At 67.6% G+C, this 19967-nt stretch carries 18 protein-coding genes and 1 pseudogene; 14 read left to right on the plus strand and 5 right to left on the minus strand.

Annotated elements, in window-relative coordinates; translation table 11 throughout:
• Positions 1-26: 26 nt before the first annotated feature.
• The 3 genes from ACK4HJ_RS20685 to ACK4HJ_RS20695 are packed head-to-tail and all read right to left on the minus strand — an operon-like array spanning position 27 to position 3550.
• Positions 27-791, minus strand: coding sequence for an SDR family NAD(P)-dependent oxidoreductase (locus ACK4HJ_RS20685; RefSeq protein WP_409835063.1), 765 nt, complete (start codon positions 789-791; stop codon positions 27-29).
• A 47-nt stretch (positions 792-838) separates the two neighbouring features.
• On the minus strand, positions 839-2707 hold the full coding sequence (locus ACK4HJ_RS20690; RefSeq protein ID WP_409835065.1) for a feruloyl-CoA synthase: 1869 nt from the start codon (positions 2705-2707) through the stop codon (positions 839-841).
• A gap of 54 nt (positions 2708-2761) precedes the next feature.
• Positions 2762-3550: a crotonase/enoyl-CoA hydratase family protein gene (locus tag ACK4HJ_RS20695; protein WP_409835067.1), complete on the minus strand. Its 789-nt coding sequence runs from the start codon at positions 3548-3550 to the stop codon at positions 2762-2764.
• A gap of 156 nt (positions 3551-3706) precedes the next feature.
• Between ACK4HJ_RS20695 and ACK4HJ_RS20700 the strand changes: the two are divergent.
• The 4 genes and pseudogenes from ACK4HJ_RS20700 to ACK4HJ_RS20715 all read left to right on the plus strand — a co-directional run.
• Positions 3707-4435 (plus strand): annotated as a pseudogene (locus ACK4HJ_RS20700) (thiolase family protein); the annotation flags it as partial.
• Positions 4436-4534: 99 nt separating this feature from the next.
• The gene (locus ACK4HJ_RS20705; RefSeq protein ID WP_409835107.1) at positions 4535-4921 is read left to right on the plus strand and encodes a hypothetical protein; all 387 of its coding nucleotides are present in this window, start codon (positions 4535-4537) and stop codon (positions 4919-4921) included.
• A 2-nt stretch (positions 4922-4923) separates the two neighbouring features.
• Positions 4924-6177 carry a thiolase family protein gene (locus tag ACK4HJ_RS20710; protein ID WP_409835069.1) on the plus strand — a complete coding sequence of 418 codons (1254 nt, stop codon included), beginning with the start codon at positions 4924-4926 and terminating at the stop codon, positions 6175-6177.
• Positions 6178-6258: 81 nt separating this feature from the next.
• On the plus strand, positions 6259-7836 hold the full coding sequence (locus ACK4HJ_RS20715) for an acyl CoA:acetate/3-ketoacid CoA transferase (protein WP_409835070.1): 1578 nt from the start codon (positions 6259-6261) through the stop codon (positions 7834-7836).
• A 61-nt stretch (positions 7837-7897) separates the two neighbouring features.
• Here ACK4HJ_RS20715 and ACK4HJ_RS20720 read toward each other — a convergent pair whose 3' ends face one another.
• Both ACK4HJ_RS20720 and ACK4HJ_RS20725 read right to left on the minus strand, forming a co-directional pair.
• Positions 7898-8422: a MarR family winged helix-turn-helix transcriptional regulator gene (locus ACK4HJ_RS20720; RefSeq protein ID WP_409835072.1), complete on the minus strand. Its 525-nt coding sequence runs from the start codon at positions 8420-8422 to the stop codon at positions 7898-7900.
• A 142-nt stretch (positions 8423-8564) separates the two neighbouring features.
• Positions 8565-10109 (minus strand): YifB family Mg chelatase-like AAA ATPase, encoded by a 1545-nt coding sequence (locus tag ACK4HJ_RS20725; protein WP_409835074.1) that lies wholly within the window; start codon positions 10107-10109, stop codon positions 8565-8567.
• Positions 10110-10323: 214 nt separating this feature from the next.
• On the opposite strand from ACK4HJ_RS20725, the gene ACK4HJ_RS20730 reads away from it, so the two are divergent.
• The 10 genes from ACK4HJ_RS20730 (at position 10324) to ACK4HJ_RS20775 (ending at position 19887) form a co-directional block, all read left to right on the plus strand.
• Positions 10324-11055: a TorF family putative porin gene (locus tag ACK4HJ_RS20730; RefSeq protein WP_409835076.1), complete on the plus strand. Its 732-nt coding sequence runs from the start codon at positions 10324-10326 to the stop codon at positions 11053-11055.
• Between the two features lie 72 nt (positions 11056-11127).
• Positions 11128-11466 carry a P-II family nitrogen regulator gene (gene glnK / locus ACK4HJ_RS20735; protein ID WP_015012094.1) on the plus strand — a complete coding sequence of 113 codons (339 nt, stop codon included), beginning with the start codon at positions 11128-11130 and terminating at the stop codon, positions 11464-11466.
• Positions 11467-11501: 35 nt separating this feature from the next.
• Entirely contained in the window at positions 11502-12920 is a 1419-nt protein-coding gene (gene amt / locus ACK4HJ_RS20740) for an ammonium transporter (RefSeq protein ID WP_409835079.1), read from the plus strand.
• A 232-nt stretch (positions 12921-13152) separates the two neighbouring features.
• Entirely contained in the window at positions 13153-14289 is a 1137-nt protein-coding gene (gene glcE, locus ACK4HJ_RS20745) for a glycolate oxidase subunit GlcE (RefSeq protein ID WP_409835081.1), read from the plus strand.
• 66 nt (positions 14290-14355) lie between these two features.
• Positions 14356-15153, plus strand: a complete 798-nt coding sequence (locus ACK4HJ_RS20750; RefSeq protein ID WP_409835082.1) for a YoaK family protein — start codon at positions 14356-14358, stop codon at positions 15151-15153.
• 27 nt (positions 15154-15180) lie between these two features.
• Positions 15181-16437, plus strand: coding sequence for a glycolate oxidase subunit GlcF (gene glcF, locus ACK4HJ_RS20755; RefSeq protein ID WP_409835084.1), 1257 nt, complete (start codon positions 15181-15183; stop codon positions 16435-16437).
• A 162-nt stretch (positions 16438-16599) separates the two neighbouring features.
• Positions 16600-17490, plus strand: a complete 891-nt coding sequence (locus tag ACK4HJ_RS20760) for a ProQ/FINO family protein (RefSeq protein ID WP_409835086.1) — start codon at positions 16600-16602, stop codon at positions 17488-17490.
• 142 nt (positions 17491-17632) lie between these two features.
• Positions 17633-18190, plus strand: coding sequence for a GyrI-like domain-containing protein (locus ACK4HJ_RS20765; RefSeq protein ID WP_409835088.1), 558 nt, complete (start codon positions 17633-17635; stop codon positions 18188-18190).
• Positions 18191-18321: 131 nt separating this feature from the next.
• Positions 18322-19056 (plus strand): helix-turn-helix transcriptional regulator, encoded by a 735-nt coding sequence (locus ACK4HJ_RS20770; protein ID WP_409835090.1) that lies wholly within the window; start codon positions 18322-18324, stop codon positions 19054-19056.
• Between the two features lie 72 nt (positions 19057-19128).
• Complete coding sequence (locus tag ACK4HJ_RS20775) at positions 19129-19887, plus strand: hypothetical protein (protein ID WP_409835092.1); 759 nt, start codon at positions 19129-19131, stop codon at positions 19885-19887.
• The last annotated feature ends 80 nt before the right edge of the window (positions 19888-19967 follow it).

Raw genomic sequence — 19967 nt, forward strand, 5'->3', positions numbered from 1 at the left:
ATGACGGGGGCGGGAAAAAACGCGGTTCAGCGTGGCGCCATGCGCAGGGCGCCGTCCAGGCGAATGACTTCGCCGTTCAGGTGTCCGTTGGTCACGATGTGGCAGGCCAGCTCGGCGAATTCCTCGGGCTTGCCCAGGCGCGGGGGGAAGGGAATGCTGGCGGCCAGCGACTGCTGCACCGCCTCGGGCAGCTCCTTCATCAGCGGGGTGGCGAACAGGCCGGGCGCCACGGTGCACACACGGATGGCGTGCTGCGCCAGGTCGCGCGCCATGGGCAGCGTCATGCCGGCCAGGCCCGCCTTGGAGGCGCTGTAGGCCTGCTGGCCCACCTGGCCGTCAAACGCGGCGACGGAGGCGGTGAACAGCATCACGCCGCGCTCGCCGTTGTCCAGCACGTCGAGCTTGCTGCAGGCGGCGGCAAACAGGCGGCTCACGTTGTAGGTGCCGATCAGGTTGATGTTGACCACGCGCACGAAGTCTTCCAGTGGCGCGGCGCTGCCGTCGCGCTGCACCACTCGCTTGGCGCTGCCGATGCCGGCCACGTTCATCAGGATGCGCGCGGGGCCGTGGGCGGCGGCGGCCTTGTCGATGGCGGCCTGCACGCTGGCGGGGTCGGTGATGTCGCAGGGGCAGGCCACGCCACCGATTTCGCTGGCAACCTTTTCGGCCAGTTCGGCGTTGCGGTCCAGCACCGCCACCTTGGCACCCTGGGCAGCCAGTGCGCGCGCGGTGGCTTCACCGAGGCCCGATGCGCCGCCGGTGACGAGGGCGGCTTGTCCTTGAATCTGCATGTGCTTGTCCTTGGGTAGTCGTTCGGTTCAGTTCGCGTCAGTTCACTTCATTGCTGGGGCACGAGGGTGAATGGCAGCTTGCCCTCGTGCATGGCTTCCACCAGGTTGGCGCGGTGCTTGAGCACGGCGCGCTGGTTGATGGAGCCCTTGTCGGTGATCTCGCCCTTGTCCAGCGAGGGCGGCGCGGCCATCAGGTGCATGCGGGCCACGCGGGTGGCGCTGCCGGTGGCCTGGGCGGCGAGCTGGTTGAGCACTTTCTGAAAATGCTGCTGCACCGGGGCGCTCTCCAGCACCTGCTGCAGGCTCGCGTCGGCGGGCAGGCCCGCCAGTGTGCGCACGTGCGGCGTCGGGATCAGCAGCGCGCCCACTTCCTTGAGGTTGATGCCGGTGATGACCGCGTCCTGCACATAGGGCGCGCAGGCGGCGATGATCTTGGCGCGCATGGGGCCCACGCTGACGAAGGTGCCGGTGCTGAGCTTGAAGTCCTCGGCAATGCGGCCGTCGAATTTCAGGCCCTTGTTCAGGTCGTTCTCGTCGATCCACTTCACCGCGTCGCCCGAGCAGTAGAAGCCTTCTTCATCAAACGCCTCGCGCGTGGCCTCTGCATTGCGCCAGTAGCCCTGCGTGATGTTGGGGCCGCGGTAGCGCACTTCGACCTTGCCATCCACGGGCACCAGCTTCAGCTCCAGCCCGGGCGTGGGCACGCCGATGTCGCCGGCCTGCACGTTGGGGCTGTTCACGGCGATGCAGAAGGGGCAGCCTTCGGTCATGCCCAGGCCCGTGTTCATCACGATGCGCTCGCCCACTTCCTGCTCGGCCACTTCGAACAGCGCATCCCAGATGGGCTGCGACAGCGCGGCGGCGGCAAAGAAGAACATCTTCACGCGGCTGAGCAGGTTCTTGCGCAGCCGCTCGTCGGTCTTCATGGTGTGCGCGATCACCTCGAAACCCGTGGGCACGTTGAAGTACACCGTGGGTGCGATCTCGCGCAGGTTGCGGATGGTCTCGGCCATGCCGGCGGGCGTGGGGCGGCCCTCGTCGATGTAGAGCGTGCCGCCGTTGTAGATGATGATGCCGAAGTTGTGGTTGCCACCGAAGGTGTGGTTCCACGGAAGCCAGTCCACCAGCACTAGGTGGCCCTCGGCCAGCACGGGCATGGACTGGTTCATCTGCTGCAGGTTGGCCGTCCACATGCCGTGCGTGATGATCACGGCCTTGGGTGCCTTGGTGGAGCCCGAGGTGAACATGAACTTGGCAATGGTCTCGCGCGTGATGGCCGCGTGCGCTGCATCCACGGCGGGCGTGGCCTCGGTGGCCTGCAGCGCGCTGAAGGGCGTGGTGCTGCGGCCGGGCAGCGTGCCCTCGATCAGCGCCACCTCTACGTCGGCGCCCACCGTGGCGTTGATGGCGGCGGCATAGCGCTCGCCGCTGCTGGCAAACACCAGGCCGGGCGTGAGGGTGTTGATGGCGTGGCGCAGCTTGTCGTAGTCCTTGCTCACGGTGGAGTAGGCAGCCGACACCGTGCATTGCGGCACGCCGGCCACCAAGCAGCCCAGCGACAGCAGGGCGTGCTCCAGGTCGTTCTCGCTGAGCATGACCACGGGGCGGTCGGGGCTCAGGTTGCGGTCCAGCAGCGCCTGGGCGATGCGGCGCGCGCTGTCCCACGCATCGCGGTAGCTGATGTGGCGCCAGTCGCCCAGGCTGCCATCGGCGTTCTTCACGCGCTGGGCCATCCAGGTGCGGTCGGGCGTGGCCTCGGCCCAGTGCGCGAGGCGGTCGGTCAGCCGCACGGGATGGGGCTCCAGGTCTTGCGTGGCGCGCACGTAGAGCGTGCCGTTGTCGCCCGGGCGGGTGGTGACCTGGGTCACGCCAAAGCGCAGCGGCCGGTAGCGGGGGGGTGGGAGGTTTGCCGTCATGGAGCTTGTCTCGGGGCTGGTGCTGGCGCGTGAACGATGAAGGAGTTCGGCGGCTCAGTCTTGTTTCTTGACCTTGTTGGCCTTGCCATCCAGGAAGGCGCGCACGCGGGCCTTGGCCTCGGGCGCGCTCTGGGCGATGGCGGCCATCATGGCCTCGGCCATCAGGCCCTGGTCGGCGGGCTGCTCGGCAATGCGGGGCAGGGCATGCATCAGGGCGTAGTTGGTCAGCGGCGCGTTCTGTGCGATGCGCTGCGCCAGCTCGAAGGCCTTGTCGAATGCCGTGCCGGTGGGCACGAGGTATTGCGCAAAGCCCACCTTCTCGCCGTCCACCGCGTTGTAGACACGGCCGGTCATCATCATGTCGGTCATGCGGGCCGTGCCGATCAGGCGCGGAATGCGCACCGCACCGCCGCCGCCCACAAAGATGCCGCGCGAGCCTTCGGGCAGCGCATAGAAGGTGGTCTCGTCCGCCACACGGATGTGGCAGGCGCTGGCCAGCTCCAGCCCGCCGCCCACCACCGCGCCGTGCAGCGCGGCCACCACGGGTACTGGGCCGAACTGCACGCGGTCGAGCGCGGCATGCCACATGCGCGAGTGGTGCAGGCCCTGGCCGGCATCGCGCTCCTTGAGTTCCGACAGGTCCAGGCCTGAGCAGAAATGGTCGCCCTCGCCATCGATCACCGCCGCGCCCACGGTGGCGGGCAGGTTGTCCATCACGTTGCGCAGCGCAAGGATCAGGCCGTCGTTCAGCGCGTTGCGCTTGGCGGGGCGGGTAAGGCGGATGACCGCGATTTCCTCGCGTTCGCCGCGGATTTCTAGGGAGAGGTCGGAAGTCTTGGTCATGGTGGTGTGAGTGAGTTGAGGAAATTATGGTTATTGAAAATAACTAAAACAAGGCCGCCGAGGCGTTCTTTGCTAGGTGGTTTCCCTAGCTCTTCAGCAACGTGATTTGGTTATGATAAATAACTAAAATGCAGCGCGACGCGCCAAGGACCTGCCATGAACGCCTTCATCCCCTACGGTATCTACTGGTCGTCCCCCTTTGCCAAGTGGCAAGGCTCGCTGGCTAACCTCAACGCGCTGCCGCTGGCGGCCGCCGTGGGCAAGCAGGCGCTCACCGCGCGCGGCTACGACCTCTCGGCTGTGGACCTGGCCATCCTCGGCATCACCAACCCGCAAAAGGGCAGCTTCTACGGCCTGCCCTGGGTCACGGGCCTGATGGGCATCGACCGCGTGGCGGGCCCCACGGTGCAGCAGGCCTGCGCCACCAGCGTGCGCGCGCTGCAGATGGCCGCGCAAGAGGTGGCCTGCGGCACGGCCACCAGCGCGCTGCTGGTGATGGCCGACCGCCAGTCCAACGGCCCGGTGGTGTACTACCCGGATTCGAGCGGCACCGGCGGCTACGGCATCACCGAGCACTGGGTGCCCGACAACATGGGCCACGATCCCTACGCCAAGAACCCCATGCTGCAGACCGGTGAGAACGTGGCTGCGCGCTACGGCATCACCACCGAAGAGCAGCACGCCCTCAAGCTGCACCGCTACCACCAGTACCAGGAGGCGCTTGCCAACGACCGCGCGTTCCAGAAGCGCTACATGGCCGACGTGCCGGTGACGGACTCCAAGTTCCGCAAGCAGACCGGCACGCTGAGCACCGACGAAGGCATCTTCCCGACCACCGCCGAGGGTCTGGCCAAGCTCAAGCCCGTGAAGGAAGGCGGCACCGTGACCTTTGGCGGCCAGACCCACCCGGCCGACGGCAACGCGGGCGCCATCGTCACCACGCGCGAGCGTGCGCGCGCCGTAGCCACCGACCCCGGCATCGAAGTGGAGATCCTGGGCTTTGGCATGGCGCGCGTGGAGGCGGGCTTCATGCCCATGGCGCCATCGCCCGCCGCGTTCAACGCACTCAAGAGCGCGGGCCTGTCCATCAGCGATGTGGTTGCCATCAAGACGCACAACCCCTTTGCCGTGAACGACATCGCCCTGGCGCGGGACACCGGCTTTGCCTGGGAGCGCATGAACAACTACGGCAGCTCCATCATCTGGGGCCACCCGCAGGCGCCCACGGGCCTGCGCGCCATCATCGAACTGATTGAAGAGCTGGTGCTGCGCGGCGGCGGCGTGGGCCTGTTCACCGGCTGCGCGGCCGGTGACACCGGCTATGCGACCGTGCTGCGCGTGACCGACAGCAAGACCACCTCCAAGGCCTGACCATGACCAACGCTTCGAAAAGCTCCTTCTCCGCCCCCCTGAACGCCTGGCTGGTGGACGGCGTGCGAACGCCGCTGGTGGACTACTGCGGCGCGCTGGGCCATGTGTCGCCCACCGACCTGGGCATCAAGGTGGCGCGTGCCGTGCTGGAGAAGAGCGGCGTGCCAGCCACCGATGTGGGCTCGGTCATCACCGGTTCCATGGCCCAGGCGGACTTTGACGCTTACGTGCTGCCGCGCCACATTGGCCTGTATGCGGGCGTGCCGCTGGACGTGCCCTCCATCCTGGTGCAGCGCATCTGCGGCACGGGCTTTGAGCTGTTCCGCCAAGCCGCCGACCAGATCGCGCTGGGCTACACCGACGTGGCGCTGGTGGTGGGTACCGAATCGATGACGCGCAACCCGATTGCGGCCTACACGCACCGCACCGGCTTCAAGCTGGGCGCGCCCGTGGAGTTCAAGGATTTCCTCATGGAAGCGCTGATCGACACCGCAGGCCCAGTCACGATGATCGAAACGGCCGAGAACCTGGCCAAGAAATACGGCATCACGCGTGAAGACGTGGATGCCTATGCCTCGCAGTCCTTTGCCCGCGCGCTCAAGGCGCAGGAAGACGGCTTTCTGGCGGGCGAGATCGTGCCAGTGACCAGCGAGAAGTTTGAACTCGCAGGCTACGCCACCCGCGGCATCACGCTGCCCCGCAAGGTGGCGCAGCTGGACCGCGACACGCACCCGCGCCCCTCGCCGGTGGAAGCTTTGGCCGCGCTGCGCACGGTCTACCCCGGCGGCGTGCAGACCGCTGGCAACAGCTCGGCCCTGGTGGACGGCGCCGTGGGCGCCGTGGTGGCCAGCGATGCCTATGTGCAGCAGCGTGGCCTCAAGCCCCTGGCGCGCCTGCGTGGAGTCGCGGCGGTGGGCGTGGCGCCCGAATACATGGGCATCGGCCCGGCCCCGGCCATCCGCGCGCTGCTTGCGCGCACCGGCCTCACGCTGGATGACATCGGCCTGTTCGAAATCAACGAAGCCCAGGGCGCACAGACTCTGGCCGTCGGCCGCGAGCTGGGGCTGGACTTGAACAAGCTCAACGTGAACGGCGGCGCCATCGCCCTGGGCCACCCGCTGGCCGCCACCGGCGTGCGCCTGACGGTGACCCTGGCGCGCGAGCTGCGCCGCCGCGGCCTGCGCTGGGGCATCTCCAGCGCCTGCGTGGGCGGCGGGCAGGGCATTGCCTTGCTCATCGAGAACCAGGACGCTTGAAATCCAACACAAATAGGGCTCCAGCGCTTATTGAATAAGCGCTAGAAGCTATCGAAACAATAGTATTCATCGAAGGCCACCATGAAAATCATCACCGCCGCCGAAGCCGGCGCCCTGATCCCCGACAACGCCACCATTTTTCTGGGCGGCCTGGCCGTCTCCAGCCTGCCCGAGGAAGTGCTCAAGGGCATCGAGAAAAACTTCCTCGAACACGGCAGTCCGAAGAACGTGACCACCTGGGCCTGTGGCGCCATCGGCAACAGCAAGGACGCGGGCATGGTGCACTTTGCGCACCCCGGCATGATCAAGCGCACCGTGGCCGGCCACTTCGGCCAGACCGGCGCCGAGATGATGAAGATGGTGTTCGACGGCGAGGTCGAGGCCTACAACTTCCCGCAGGGCAGCCTCTCGCACCTCACGCGCCACATCGCCAGCCGCAGCCCCGGGCTGCTGACCAAGGTGGGCCTGGGCACGTTTGTGGACCCGCGCATCGAAGGCGGCAAGCTCAACAGCAAGTCCACCGAAGACCTGGTCAAGCTCGTCGAATTCAACGGCGAGGAGTGGCTGTTCTACCCCTCGCCCAAGGTCGATGTGGCCATCATCCGCGGCACGCTGGCCGACGAGAACGGCAACCTCACGCTGGACAAGGAAGGCGTGCTGCTGGAGCAGATCAACATCGCCCACGCGGCCAAGGCCTGCGGTGGCATCGTGATCGCGCAGGTGGAGCGCATCGTCAAGGCGGGCAGCCTGCACCCCAAGTCAGTCAAGGTACCCGGGGTGTCGGTGGACTACGTGGTGGTCAGCCAGCCCGAGAACCACATGCAGACCATCACCACGCAGTTCAACCCCGCGCTGTGCGGCGACGTGCGCGTGCCGGTGAACTCGCTGGCGCCCATGCCGCTGGACGAGCGCAAGGTGATCGCCCGCCGCACGGCGATGGAGCTGAAACCCGGCGCCATAACCAATCTGGGCATCGGCATTCCTGCGGGTGTGCCCTCCGTGGCGGCGGAAGAAGGGGTGTCTGACCAGTTCACCCTCAGCGTGGAAAGCGGCATCACCGGCGGCATCCCGGCGCAGCTGGGCGACTTCGGCACGGCCTACAACGCCGACGCGATCATCGAGCAGTCGCTGCAGTTTGACTTCTATGACGGCGGCGGGCTGGACGCGAGCTTTCTGGGCCTGGCGCAGGCCGACAACCACGGCAACGTGAACGTGAGCAAGTTCAACGGCCGGCCCGTGGGCTGCGGCGGCTTTGTGAACATCACGCGCTCCACCAAGAACCTGGTGTTCTGCGGCACCTTCACGGCCGGCGGCCTGGAGGTGAAGGTGGGCGACGGGCGGCTGGAGATTGTGAAAGAAGGCCGTTCGCGCAAGTTCATCGAGAAGGTCGAGCAGATCACCTTCAATGGCCTGGATGCCGCCAAGCGCGAGCAGAACGTGCTGTTCGTAACGGAGCGCGCGGTGTTTCGCCTGACCACTGAGGGGCTGGAGCTGATCGAGATCGCGCCCGGCATCGACCTGGAGCGCGACGTGCTGGCGCACATGGGCTTCAAGCCCATCATGCGCAACGTGAAGACCATGGACCCTGGGCTGTTCCAGGAAAAGTGGGGCGGGCTGGCGGCGGCGCTGGCGGCCAAGCCGGCGGCACATATCGCCTGAGGGACACGGCAACGATGAAAAAAGGGGGCGCACCGGCGCCCCTTTTTCTTTGTCCGTGCGCCTACGCCCCCGCCGGCAGATAGATCTTCTGCAGCAGCCGGATCAGCGTCTTGCGCTCGGTGGCCGTCAGGCGCGCGGTGGCGTCCACCTCCAGCTGCGCGGCGGTCTCTTCGGCCTGTGCTGTGAGGTCGGCGCCCGCAGCGGTCAGGTGCACGCCCATCGCGCGGCCGTCGCTGGGGTGGGGGCGGCGTTCTATGAGCCCGCGCTTTTCCAGCGACGCGATCAGGCCCACCATGTTGGGCGGCAGCACATTGAGCGTGGCGCACAGCTCGCGCGAGGTGACGCCAGGGTTGTGCGCCACCAGCGACAGCACCGAAAAGTCCACCACCTTCAGGTCGTACACCGCCATGCGTTCCATGAACACTTCGATGATGGCCAGCGAGGCGCGCCGCGTGTTGTAGCCCACCAGCGTGCGCAAAAAGCAGGTGTCCACCGCCGGGGTGCCGGTGGCGGCGCTGGCCGGCACTTCCACAGGGCCATCAACGGGGGGAGCGGATTTCTTGCGGGGAGGGCGTGCGCTGGACATGGGGCGATTGTGCCGAGGGCAGGGTGGGGGCTTGCAGATATAGATCAAATACGGCTCTAGCGCTTATTCAACAAGCGCTAGCAGCTATCAATTTGGTAGTTGCGCCGAGTGTGGCGCGTTTTGCGGCCGCGCGCCACAGGGCTTACGCGGGGCTTCGCAGCACGCGGCGGTACTGCACGGCCTCGGCCACATGGCTGACCTGCGTGGTGGTGGCGCCTGCCAGGTCGGCAATGGTGCGGGCCACCTTCAGCGCCCGGTGGGTGCTGCGGGCCGACCAGCCCAGACGGGCTGCGGCCGTGTGCAGAAACTTCGCTGCGGCGTCGTCCAGCAGCACGTGGGCGTCGATCTCCTGGCCCTGCAGCGCCTGGTTGGGTTGGCCCTGGCGCGCCAGTGCTGCGGCGCGGGCGCGTACCACACGTTCGCGGATGGCGTCGGTGGACTCGCCAGGTGGAGCCTGCACCAGCTGATCGGCGGGCAGGGCGGGCACTTCCACGTGCAGGTCGATGCGGTCCAGCAGCGGGCCGCTGAGCTTGGCCTGGTAGCGGCTCACTTGGTCGGGCGTGCAGCGGCAGGCGCGCTGTGGCGAGCCCAGGTAGCCGCAGGGGCAGGGGTTCATGGCGGCCACCATCTGGAACCGCGCGGGGAAGTCGGCACGCTGCGCGGCCCGGGCAATGGTGATGTGGCCGGTCTCCAGGGGCTCGCGCAGCGCCTCCAGGGCGGCGCGGGGGAACTCCGGGAGCTCGTCGAGAAAAAGCACCCCGTTGTGCGCCAGCGATATCTCGCCCGGCCGCGGTGGCGAGCCACCGCCCACCAGCGCCACCGCGCTGGCCGTATGGTGCGGCGCTGCCGTGGGCCTTTGGCCCCACTGGTCGGTCTTGAAGCGCCCGGCCAGGCTGGCGATGGCAGCGCTTTCCAGCGCTTCTTCGACCGTCATGGCGGGCAGCAGGCCTGCAAAGCGCACCGCCAGCATGGACTTGCCCGAGCCCGGCGGCCCGGCCATCAGGATGCTGTGGCCGCCGGCGGCGGCGATCTCCAGCGCGCGCTTGGCGCTGGACTGGCCCTTCACATCCGCCATGTCGGGCCCGCGCGTGGCGGCCGCCAGCGGCGTGGCCCGCAGGCGCACCCAGCCGCCGTTGGCGATGTCGGCATCGCCCCCTGCGGTGCTGCCGGGTGGCAGAAAGGCGCGCACCACGTCCAGCAAGTGGCTGGCGCGCACCACCTGGGCGGCGGGCACCAGGGCGGCTTCTTCGGCGCTGCCGGGGGGCAGCACCAGGTGGGCGTTGACCTGCTGCGTTTGCAGCGCCAGGCTGGTGGCCAACGCGCCACGCACCGGGCGCAGTTCGCCGGACAGAGACAGCTCCCCCGCAAACTCGTAGCCCGCCAGGCGGCTGGCGTCCACCTGGCCGCTTGCGGCGAGGATGCCCAGGGCGATGGGCAAATCGAAGCGGCCAGAGTCCTTGGGCAAGTCCGCAGGTGCCAGGTTCACCGTGATGCGCTTGTTGGACGGAAACTCCAGCCCCGCGTTCTGCAGCGCCGAGCGCACCCGCTCGCGCGCTTCTTTCACCTCCACCTCGGCCAGTCCCACCAGCGTGAAGCTGGGCAGGCCGTTGGCCAGATGCACTTCCACGGTGACAGAAGGTGCCTGCAGCCCCAGAAGGGCGCGGCTTTGCACCAAAGCAAGACTCATGAAGCGGTTTCTCCCCAGATGGGTGCGTTTTATGGTTTTTTAGCGCCGCCACGTGGGCAAATGCACCAGAAAAGTGCATGGCGTCTGCGCGCATCCCGCCAATGTACCGGGGATCGGCGTAACGCAATGCAACCTGTGGGGCCATAGCGCGTGGCCGCGTGGCACGGTCCGTGCTTAAAGCGCTTGTCCCTACTTTGTCCAACCCGGAGGAAACATGACCCGCGCCATCATCAAAACCCTGGGCGTTGCCCTTGTCGCAAGCCTGCCTCTGCTGGCCCAGGCCCAACTCAGTGCCAACGTCAGCCTGACCAGCAACTACAAGTTCCGCGGCCAGGACCAGGACGCCTCCAAGTCCAAGGCCGTCAAGCCTGCGCTGCAAGGCGGTTTTGACTACGCCTTCGGCGACACCGGCTGGTATGTCGGCAACTGGAACTCCAGCGTGGACTGGCTGGCCAACAACTCGCTCGAATCCGACCTGTACGGCGGCTACAAATTCAAGGCCGGCGACGTGGACCTGGACCTGGGTGCGCTGACCTACATCTACCCCGGCAACAGCAACGGCAACACCACCGAGCTGTACGCTGGTGCCACCTTCGGCCCCTTCACCGCCAAGTACTCGCACACCGTTTCCAAGGACTACTTCGGCTGGGCCGGCGCCAAGGCGGGCTCAGGCCTGAAGGGCCGCAACACCGGCTACCTGGGCCTGTCGTTCGCCCAGGAAGTGGCCCCCAGCATCACGCTGAAGGCCTCGGTGGGCTTCACCCGCTTTGCCAGCGACATCAAGGACACCGGCGTACCCAACTACATGGACTACAGCATCGGCGGTGCGTACGACTTCGGCAGCGGCCTGTCGCTGGGCGCGGCCGTGGTGGGTGCCAACAAGAAGGCCTTCTTCGGTGACGTGAACAAGTCGCGCCTCATCGTCACGCTCACCAAGACCCTGTAAGAGTCCGTCTCGCAAGTACTAGTCAGTCAGTCTCAATGGGCGCCGGTGGCGCCCATCCCGGAGGAATCCCAAATGAAAATGGTGACAGCCATCATCAAGCCCTTCAAGCTGGACGAGGTGCGTGAAGCACTTTCGGACATCGGCGTGCAAGGCATCACGGTCACAGAGGTCAAGGGCTTCGGCCGCCAGAAGGGCCACACCGAGCTGTACCGCGGCGCGGAGTACGTGGTCGACTTTCTGCCCAAGGTCAAGATCGAAGCCGCCGTGGCAGACGACCTGGTGGACCGCGTGATCGAGTCCATCGAAACCGCGGCCCGCACCGGCAAGATCGGTGACGGCAAGATTTTTGTGACCCACCTGGAGCAGGTGGTGCGCATTCGCACCGGCGAAACCGGCAAGGAAGCCCTGTAAGGGCCCGGCCGCATCAGAACAAGAGAAGAAATGCCATGAAAAAACTGCTTGCTTCTTTCATCCTGGGAATGAGCCTGTTGTCCGGCGGCACCGCCGCGCTGGCCCAGGCGCCCGCCACCCCTGAGGCCGCGGCCTCGGCCCCCGCTGCCGAAGCGCCGGCTGCCGCCCCCGTGGCTGCCGCCGCTGCTGCCGCACCTGCCGAGGCCCCCGCCGCTGAAGCACCTGCACCCAAGGTCGATTCCGGCGACACCGCCTGGATGTTGACTTCCACCCTGCTCGTGATCCTGATGACCATCCCTGGTCTGGCGCTGTTCTACGGCGGCCTGGGCCGCAGCAAGAACATGCTGTCGGTGCTGATGCAGGTCTTTGTCGTGTTCTCGCTGATCTCCCTGCTGTGGTCGTTGTACGGCTACAGCCTGGCGTTCTCGGGCGAGGGCAAGTTCTTCGGCGGCTTTGAAAAGATCTTCCTCAAGGGCGTGACGCAAGAGACCTTCGGCGCGCTGGCCACCATTCCTGAATACGTGTTCATTGCGTTCCAGGGCACGTTTGCCGCCATCACCGTGGCGCTGATCGTGGGCTCGTTCGCCGAACGCATCAAGTTCTCGGCCGTGCTGATCTTCTCGGTGCTGTGGTTCACCTTCAGCTACGTGCCCATGGCCCACATCGTGTGGGGCGGCGGCCTGCTGGCAGCCGACGGCGCACTCGACTTTGCGGGCGGCACCGTGGTGCACATCAACGCCGGTATCGCGGGCCTGGTGGGCGCCTACATGGTGGGCAAGCGCATTGGCTACGGCAAGGAGGCCCTCACGCCCCACAGCCTGACGCTGACCATGGTGGGCGCTTCGCTGCTGTGGGTGGGCTGGTTCGGCTTCAACGCCGGTTCGGCCGGTGCGGCCAACGGCAACGCCGGCCTGGCCTTCGTGAACACCGTGCTGGCCACTGCGGCTGCCACGCTGAGCTGGATCGCTGGTGAAGCGCTGCACAAGGGTAAGGCCTCCATGCTGGGCGCTGCGTCCGGCGCCGTGGCTGGCCTGGTGGCCGTCACGCCTGCCGCAGGTTTTGTGGGCCCCATGGGCTCCATCGTGATCGGCCTGATCGCCGGCATCGTCTGCCTGTGGGGTGTGGGTGGCTTGAAGCGCATGCTCAACGTGGACGACGCGTTTGACGTGTTCGGCGTGCACGGCGTGGGCGGCATCATCGGCGCCATCCTGACCGGCGTGTTCGCATCGCAAAGCCTGGGCGGCACCGGCGGTCTGAGCCCCGACACCTACGCCATGGGCGCCCAGGTGTGGATCCAGGTCAAGAGCGTGGTGTTCACCATGGTCTGGTCCGGCGTTGTGGCGTTCATCGCCTACAAGATCGCCGACCTGCTGGTGGGCCTGCGGGTGTCCGAAGAAGCCGAACGCGAAGGCCTGGACATCACCTCGCACGGCGAAACGGCGTACAACCGCTGAACGACCGACCGCCTTGCGCAGAACGCGCTGCGGTGTCTGGTGGCACCGCAGCGTCGCAACAAGAACAAGCGAGTCACTCCTTACGGTTCTTCCAGCCCGCCCCCCGGCGGGCTTTTTTCTTGGCCCGCCAGCAGTGCAGCCCCCGGCACCGCTGGCACACAGCGCTTTGCACGCGCGCTGTTCAAAAAATTCACGCCCGGCGCCTGCCGTGCGGCGCAAGCCTGCCGCTACGATGCAGCGTATGGATCACGCCCTTGCCCAGATCGCCGACCGCGTGCGCGCCGCCGCCGCAGACCAGACCCCGCTGCGCATCCGCGGCGGTGGCACCAAAGACTTTCATGGTCTGGCGCTGCACGGCGAGGTGCTGGACACCCGCGTGCTCAGCGGCGTCGTGAGCTACGAGCCGAGCGAGCTGGTCGTCACCGTGCGCGCTGGCACCCCGCTGGCCGAGCTGGAGGCCCTGCTCGCCGAACACGGCCAGTGCCTGCCCTTTGAACCCCCGCATTTCGCCAGGACCCCTGCAGACTCCGCCACCGTGGGCGGCATGGTGGCGGCGGGCCTGTCGGGCCCCGCGCGGGCCAGTGTGGGCGCAGTGCGCGACTACGTGCTGGGCGCCACGGTGCTCAATGGCCGGGCCGAGCTGCTGAGCTTTGGCGGCCAGGTCATGAAGAACGTGGCGGGGTATGACGTGTCGCGCCTCATGGCGGGCGCCTGGGGAACGCTGGGGCTGATTGCGGAGGTGAGCCTCAAGGTGCTGCCCGTGCCGCCCGGCGAGGCCACGCTGCGCTTTGACGACATCAACCAGGCCGACGCATTGCGCAAGCTGCATGCCTGGGGCGGCCAGCCCCTGCCGCTGAACGCCAGCTGCTGGGTGCAGGACGGCGGCGTTGGCACGCTGTATGTGCGCCTGCGTGGCGCCGTGGCGGCGGTGGAGGCCGCGTGCAAGACCATGGGCGGCACCCGCCTGGACAACGCCACCGTGGCGCCCGACTGGGTGGCCTGCCGAGAACAGACACTGCCCTGGTTTGCCGACCGTGCCGCGCAGCCGGGGCACGCGCTGTGGCGCCTGTCCGTGCCGCCCACCACTCCCGCGCTGGCCCTGCCCGGCGGCGCGCAGCCGCTGGTGGAATGGCACGGCGCACTGCGCTGGGTACAGGCGCCCGAGGACGCAGGCGATACGCTGCGGGCAATGGCCCATGCTGCGGGGGGTAGTGCTTCTGTTTTTGTAGCTGCTAGCGCATGTACATCAAGCGCTAGCGGCCAATTTGACCTCAAATCCCGTGCGCTGGAGCAGATCCACCTGCGGCTCAAGCACAGCTTTGACCCGGCGGGCATCTTCAACCCTGGCCGTGTGGCGCTGGGCTGGTAGGCGGTAACGCCGGCTGACCTGCCTGTCATCGACCTTCCCGCACACCCGCACACGCGCCCACCCCGCATGCGACGTCTTCGCCACCTCACCGGCCACCACCGCACCGTCGCCGGCAACCGGGTGCTGGGCCTGCTATTGGCGTTCAATGCGGGCGCGGTCAACGCGGGCGGGTTTCTGGTGGTGCACCTTTACACCTCGCACATGACGGGCTTCGTCTCCATGCTGGCCGACAACCTGGTGCTGGGCAACATGGCCTTGGTGCTGGGGGCCGTGGGGGCGCTGCTGGCGTTTGTGAGCGGCGCGGCCACCACGGCCGTCATGGTCAACTGGGCGCGCCAGCGCAAGTTGCACAGCAGCTACGCGCTGCCCCTGCTGGTGGTGGCGCTGCTGATGCTGGTGTTTGGCCTGGTGGGCGCGCTCACGCTGAGCTGGCCCACACCGTTTGCCGTGCCGGCCACCGTGCTGCTGCTGTCTTTCATCATGGGGCTGCAGAACGCCACCGTGACCAAGATGTCGTCCTCGCAGATCCGCACCACACACATGACCGGCGTGGTGACCGACCTGGGGATTGAGCTGGGCAAGATGCTGTACTGGAACCGCACGGGCACCGCCCCCGAGGCCCAGGTGCGCGCCAACCATGCGCGCCTGCGGCTGTTTGCGGGCCTGCTGACGATGTTTCTGGTGGGTGGCGTGGCGGGAGCGGCGGGGTTCAAGTACGTGGGCTTCGTGTTTGTGGTGCCGCTGGCGCTGGTGCTGCTGGCCCTGTCGCTGCCCCCGCTGTGGGCCGACCGCGCGCGCCTGCGTCGGCCGCTGCGCAAGGCGCAGTCCTCGCAACCGCCTTCGCACAGTCCGCCAGCGCTCTGATCGTTTTTAGTCTTCCAGGCATGCACCATGCAAACCCAACTCTCCCCTGAATACGCCGCCCGCGCCGACGGCCGCGAGGCCGAAGCCATCTTGCGCAAATGCGTGCACTGCGGCTTTTGCACCGCCACCTGCCCCACCTACCAGCTGTTGGGCGACGAGCTGGACGGCCCGCGCGGGCGCATCTACCTGATCAAGCAGGTGCTCGAAGGCGCCACGCCCACGCGCGCCACACAATCGCACCTGGACCGGTGCCTCACCTGCCGCAACTGTGAAAGCACCTGCCCCAGCGGCGTGCAGTACGGCCACCTGGTGGACATCGGCCGCAAGATCGTTGATGAAAAAGTGCCGCGCCCCCTGGGCGAAAAAGCGCTGCGCTGGGCGCTGAAGGAAGGCTTGCCCTCGCCCCTGTTTGCCCCCGCCATGAAGGCCGGCCAGGCCGTTCGCGGCCTGCTGCCCGCGTCGCTGAAGGCCAAGGTGCCCGCCCCGCAGGCGGCCGGCGCCTGGCCCACGCGCCAGCATGCGCGCAAGGTGCTGATGCTGGCGGGGTGCGTGCAGCCGGCCATGATGCCCAACATCAACACCGCCACCGCCCGTGTGCTGGACGCCGTGGGCATACAGACCGTGGTGGCCGCCAAGGCCGGCTGCTGTGGCGCCGTCAAGTTCCACCTCAACGACCAGGCAGGCGGCATGGCGCAGATGCGCGCCAACATCGACGCCTGGTGGCCGCTGGTGGAGGGCGGCGGCGTGGAGGCCATCGTGATGAACGCCTCGGGCTGCGGCGTCACCGTGAAGGAGTACGGTCACATCCTCAAGGACGATGCGCAGTACGCCGCCCGTGCCGCACGCATCAGCGCCCTCACGCGCGACCTGTCGGAGCTGCTGCCCGATGTGTTGCCCGAGCTGGCCGACAAGCTGCGGGGCCGCGTGAACCAGCCCGACACCCTGTACGCCTACCATCCGCCCTGCACCCTGCAGCACGGTCAGAAGCTGCGCGGAGGTGTGGAAGCGCATTTGAACCAGCTGGGCTTCAAGCTGAGAGCCGCGCGCAACGAGGCGCACCTGTGCTGCGGCTCGGCGGGCACCTATTCGGTGCTCAACCCCGCGCTGTCGTACCAGCTGCGCAACCGCAAGCTCGGCGTGCTGGGCGAAGCCTTTGGAGAACAGCCGCCCGACGTGATCCTGTCGGCCAACATCGGCTGCATCACCCACCTGCAAAGCGGCACGGGTACGCCGGTGCGTCACTGGGTGGAGGTTCTGGACGCGGCACTGCACCCTTCTCCCTGAAACGCGGCGCGCCGGTGCCCCTGCAGCGCCAGGGCCCGCGCGACGCAACCCGGCGCACAATATGCATGCCCGCCGCACCCGCTGCTGCCATGCACCAAGCCCGTGCAGGCCAACACTGGCATGATGGAGGGTTTTCCGGCCCACCAACCACCGCTCACCGCCATGACCGATTCCGCGTCCGCACTCGTACCACCGACCGCAGCCCCTGCCGCACCGGCCCCGGCAACGGCCCCGGTGCCTGCCGCCGCCATCGACGCCCGCGCGGGCGTGACCCGGCAGCGCGGCGACGCCCCCCGCCGCAGCGGCAGCGACCGCCGCAGAACCCCCCGGCGCGTGCCGGGTGCCGCCCCCGCTGCCCATGCGGTAGCGGCCGACGGCTCGGCGGCGCCTGAGCCCGCAGCGCGCGCCCCCCAGCGCACGCACCCCCTCCTCGAAAAGCTGGCCGCGCTGTACCCGGCGCTGTTCGGTGCGGTGTTTCGCCCGCTCAAGCGCGGCATCTTCCAGGACCTGCTGGCCGCCCACCCCGACGCCTTTGACCGCGACGCGCTGAAGGTGGCCCTGGGCATCCACACCCGGTCCACCCGCTACCTGCAAAGCGTGGCCGCCGGCGACCAGCGCCACGACCTGCAAGGCCAGCCTGTGGAGGACATGGCGCCCGAGCACGTGCACCACGCGCTGCTGGAGGTGTACCGCCGGCGCAAGAACAGCAAACACCGCCCCACCGAAGACCTGCAGCCCAAGCTGCGCAACCGCATGATCGCGGCGTTCGAGGCCTCGGGCCTCACCCGCGAGGCTTACATCGAACGCGTGCAGGGCCGCGACGAAGCCGCCAACGCCCTCCTGGAAGAAGCCCTGGCCGAATGGTCGGCCCGCAACGCCAAGGACGAAGCCCTGCTGCGCGCGTTTGAAGCCAGTGGCCAGAGCCTGGAGGCCTTTGCCGACATGTACGGCCTGGTGCCCCGCACCGTGGGCCAACAGCTGGAGCGCGCACGCCGCCGTCAGGCTCTGGAAGCGCAGGCAGCGGCTGCCGCAACCACGGAACCCGCCCGGTAGCGCAGCGCCCGCCACCCGGCACAGTGTGGGCCACAGGCGACACCGCGCAAGCCGTGCCAGGCTGCTGACACCAGGTTGTCAGCAGCACGGCGCGAGCATCCCTCTCCCAGTCCCCAAAACAGAGAGAGAAAGCGAAACGCCCATGGAAACGTCCACCGCCACTGCCATCCCCCTGGCCCAACTTGGTGCCGAGCCCGCGCCAGGTCCTCGCACTGTTCACATCGACGCCTTCCAGGTCACCGGCCTTTCTGTGCGCACCCGCAACAGCGATGAAAGCGACCCCGCCACCGCCCGCATCGGCGCCTTATGGGACCGGTTCTTCAGCCACAGCTGGGAGCGCCACCTGCCCGCTGCCGGCCATGACGGGCGCCTCTTCGGCGTCTACAGCGCGTATGAGTCCGACGCCCACGGCGCCTTTGACGTGACCGTCGGCGTAGCCACCGACCCTGGCGCAGGCGCAAGCACGGCGGGCGACGCGGGCGGCGAAAAAATCTGCATAACGCCCGTGTTGGCCGGCACCTATCTCGTGTTCACCGGCGGCGGGCCCATGCCGCAAATGGTGATCGACACCTGGGGCGCCATCTGGGACTACTTTGCGCGCAACCCGCAGGTGCAGCGGCGGTTTGGCACAGATTTCGAGGCCTACAGCGGCCCTGACCAGGTGGCCATTCACATCGGCATCACGGGCGATGCGGGCTGAAGCATGCAGCGAGGCGCTGCCACCACGGTGCGCCCTGTGCACAAAAGGCAACCCATGCAAAAATGATAGCTGCCAGCGCTTAATGGACAAGCGCTAGGGCCCAAAAACACCAAAAATCTCACATCCCCACCATGCGCCGCGCTGACCGCTTGTTCCAGATCGTGCAGCTCATCCGCGGGCGGCGACTGTCCACCGCCGCCTTTCTGGCCGAGCGGTTGGAGGTGTCGGCCCGCACCATCTACCGGGACGTGGCCGACCTGCAGCACCAGGGCGTGCCCATCGAAGGCGAGGCCGGCGTGGGCTACCGCCTGGGTGCTGGTTTCGACCTGCCGCCCCTCATGTTCAGCCAGGGCGAGGCCAACGCGCTGGTCGCTGCCGCCCGCCTGGCCCAGGCCTGGCTGGACACCGGCCTGGCACGCGAGGTGGAAGGCGCCCTGGGCAAGATCCTGTCCGTGTTGCCCCCCGCTGCCCGCGTGGCCGCCGAGGCCCAGGCGCTCTACGCCCCGTCCGTCGGCCTGGGCCCCCGCGCCCTCACCACCCTGCAAGCCCTGCGCGAGGCCGTGCACACGCGCAATGTGGTGCACATCGACTACGCGGACGTGCAGGGCCGCCCCACCCAGCGCCGCCTGCGGCCGCTGGGCTGCTTCTATTGGGGCAAGGTCTGGACGCTGTCGGCCTGGTGCGAACTGCGGGGCGACTTCCGGGGCTTTCGCATCGACCGCATCGTGGACCTGGTGGTGCTGGAAGAACACTTCCAGCCCGAGCCCGGCAAGACCCTGGCCGACTTGCTGCGCAAGGTGGAGGCGGAGATGGCGGACTGCGGGCCGGAAGGGGAGGCAGCGCGTACATCGCCAGCGGCCCCCTGAGGGAGGCCATTCCATGAGTCCCCATTGCCTGTCTGCCCTTTCCCGCGATGTCCTGGGGCAAGGACGCTGCCAGTGACACGTACTCTGATTGCCATCGGTTTGGTTGCGGCCGGCGCCTTGCTTGGCGCTGTGACCACCGCGGAACTCAACGAGGCTCGGCCCATGCTCGGGCCTATGGCCGTGGATGTTTCGCCTTTTTTGAACGGGGCTGCGCTGGCATTGGCCGTGACGCTGGTCTGGGCCGGGCGCGCCCTGCACCCGCCGTCTGTACGCCCCCTGGGGCACCTGCTGTGGACTTGCGCGCTCCTTGCGCTGGTAAAGGTGGGGCTCAATGCCTGGGAGTACCCGGCCGAAGACGGCGCCTACTATTTGCTCAAAGAAGCGGCGAGGGGCGGTGGAGGGGGTGGTGTCGCTTACCCCGGCTTGTATGCGCATGTGCTGGCTTTCGCCATTGGAGCCGCCGGGCTCTACATCGGCTTCGCGTGGAGCCTCAGCGGTCGCCGGCTGTTCACTCCCTGCGCCATGCGCGGGTGGACCTCGCTGGCGCGCCGCGCCGCAGTGGCCATCGCCAGCATGGCTCTGACCGGCGCGCTGGGTGCGTTTTATGTGGGGTGGATGACTGCGCTGCAGGCAAGCTTTCAGCCCGCGACCTATGGTCAAGCCGTGGCTGCCGCTGCGTTCACCCTGGGCACGCTGGGGCTGGCGGTATTGTTTGCATGGCGCGCCTCCTTGCGGCGCTTGGCGATGCTCATCGCTGTAGCGGGCGCGGTCTGGCTCTGGGCAATGGCTGCGACCTTGGGGGGTTACCTGAGCGTCATGTCCTGGGCGTGATCGTTATTACGCACCCACCGGTTATTGGCTGAGCGCACGCTAATAACCCATAAATCGCTCGATATTCACACGTTGTTGCA

The sequence above is a fragment of the Acidovorax sp. genome (assembly GCF_046294525.1).
Taxonomy (GTDB): domain Bacteria; phylum Pseudomonadota; class Gammaproteobacteria; order Burkholderiales; family Burkholderiaceae_C; genus Acidovorax.

Bases quoted from the DNA above. Each gene is read 5' to 3' on its own strand.
- ACK4HJ_RS20715 (WP_409835070.1), top strand. From the start codon at position 6,259: ATGAAAATCATCACCGCCGCCGAAGCCGGCGCCCTGATCCCCGACAAC.
- ACK4HJ_RS20750 (WP_409835082.1), top strand. From the start codon at position 14,356: ATGCGACGTCTTCGCCACCTCACCGGCCACCACCGCACCGTCGCCGGC.
- ACK4HJ_RS20690 (WP_409835065.1), bottom strand. From the start codon at position 2,707: ATGACGGCAAACCTCCCACCCCCCCGCTACCGGCCGCTGCGCTTTGGC.
- ACK4HJ_RS20720 (WP_409835072.1), bottom strand. From the start codon at position 8,422: ATGTCCAGCGCACGCCCTCCCCGCAAGAAATCCGCTCCCCCCGTTGAT.
- ACK4HJ_RS20710 (WP_409835069.1), top strand. From the start codon at position 4,924: ATGACCAACGCTTCGAAAAGCTCCTTCTCCGCCCCCCTGAACGCCTGG.
- ACK4HJ_RS20765 (WP_409835088.1), top strand. From the start codon at position 17,633: ATGGAAACGTCCACCGCCACTGCCATCCCCCTGGCCCAACTTGGTGCC.
- ACK4HJ_RS20770 (WP_409835090.1), top strand. From the start codon at position 18,322: ATGCGCCGCGCTGACCGCTTGTTCCAGATCGTGCAGCTCATCCGCGGG.
- glnK (WP_015012094.1), top strand. From the start codon at position 11,128: ATGAAAATGGTGACAGCCATCATCAAGCCCTTCAAGCTGGACGAGGTG.
- amt (WP_409835079.1), top strand. From the start codon at position 11,502: ATGAAAAAACTGCTTGCTTCTTTCATCCTGGGAATGAGCCTGTTGTCC.
- glcE (WP_409835081.1), top strand. From the start codon at position 13,153: ATGCAGCGTATGGATCACGCCCTTGCCCAGATCGCCGACCGCGTGCGC.
- ACK4HJ_RS20730 (WP_409835076.1), top strand. From the start codon at position 10,324: ATGACCCGCGCCATCATCAAAACCCTGGGCGTTGCCCTTGTCGCAAGC.
- glcF (WP_409835084.1), top strand. From the start codon at position 15,181: ATGCAAACCCAACTCTCCCCTGAATACGCCGCCCGCGCCGACGGCCGC.
- ACK4HJ_RS20685 (WP_409835063.1), bottom strand. From the start codon at position 791: ATGCAGATTCAAGGACAAGCCGCCCTCGTCACCGGCGGCGCATCGGGC.
- ACK4HJ_RS20725 (WP_409835074.1), bottom strand. From the start codon at position 10,109: ATGAGTCTTGCTTTGGTGCAAAGCCGCGCCCTTCTGGGGCTGCAGGCA.
- ACK4HJ_RS20760 (WP_409835086.1), top strand. From the start codon at position 16,600: ATGACCGATTCCGCGTCCGCACTCGTACCACCGACCGCAGCCCCTGCC.
- ACK4HJ_RS20695 (WP_409835067.1), bottom strand. From the start codon at position 3,550: ATGACCAAGACTTCCGACCTCTCCCTAGAAATCCGCGGCGAACGCGAG.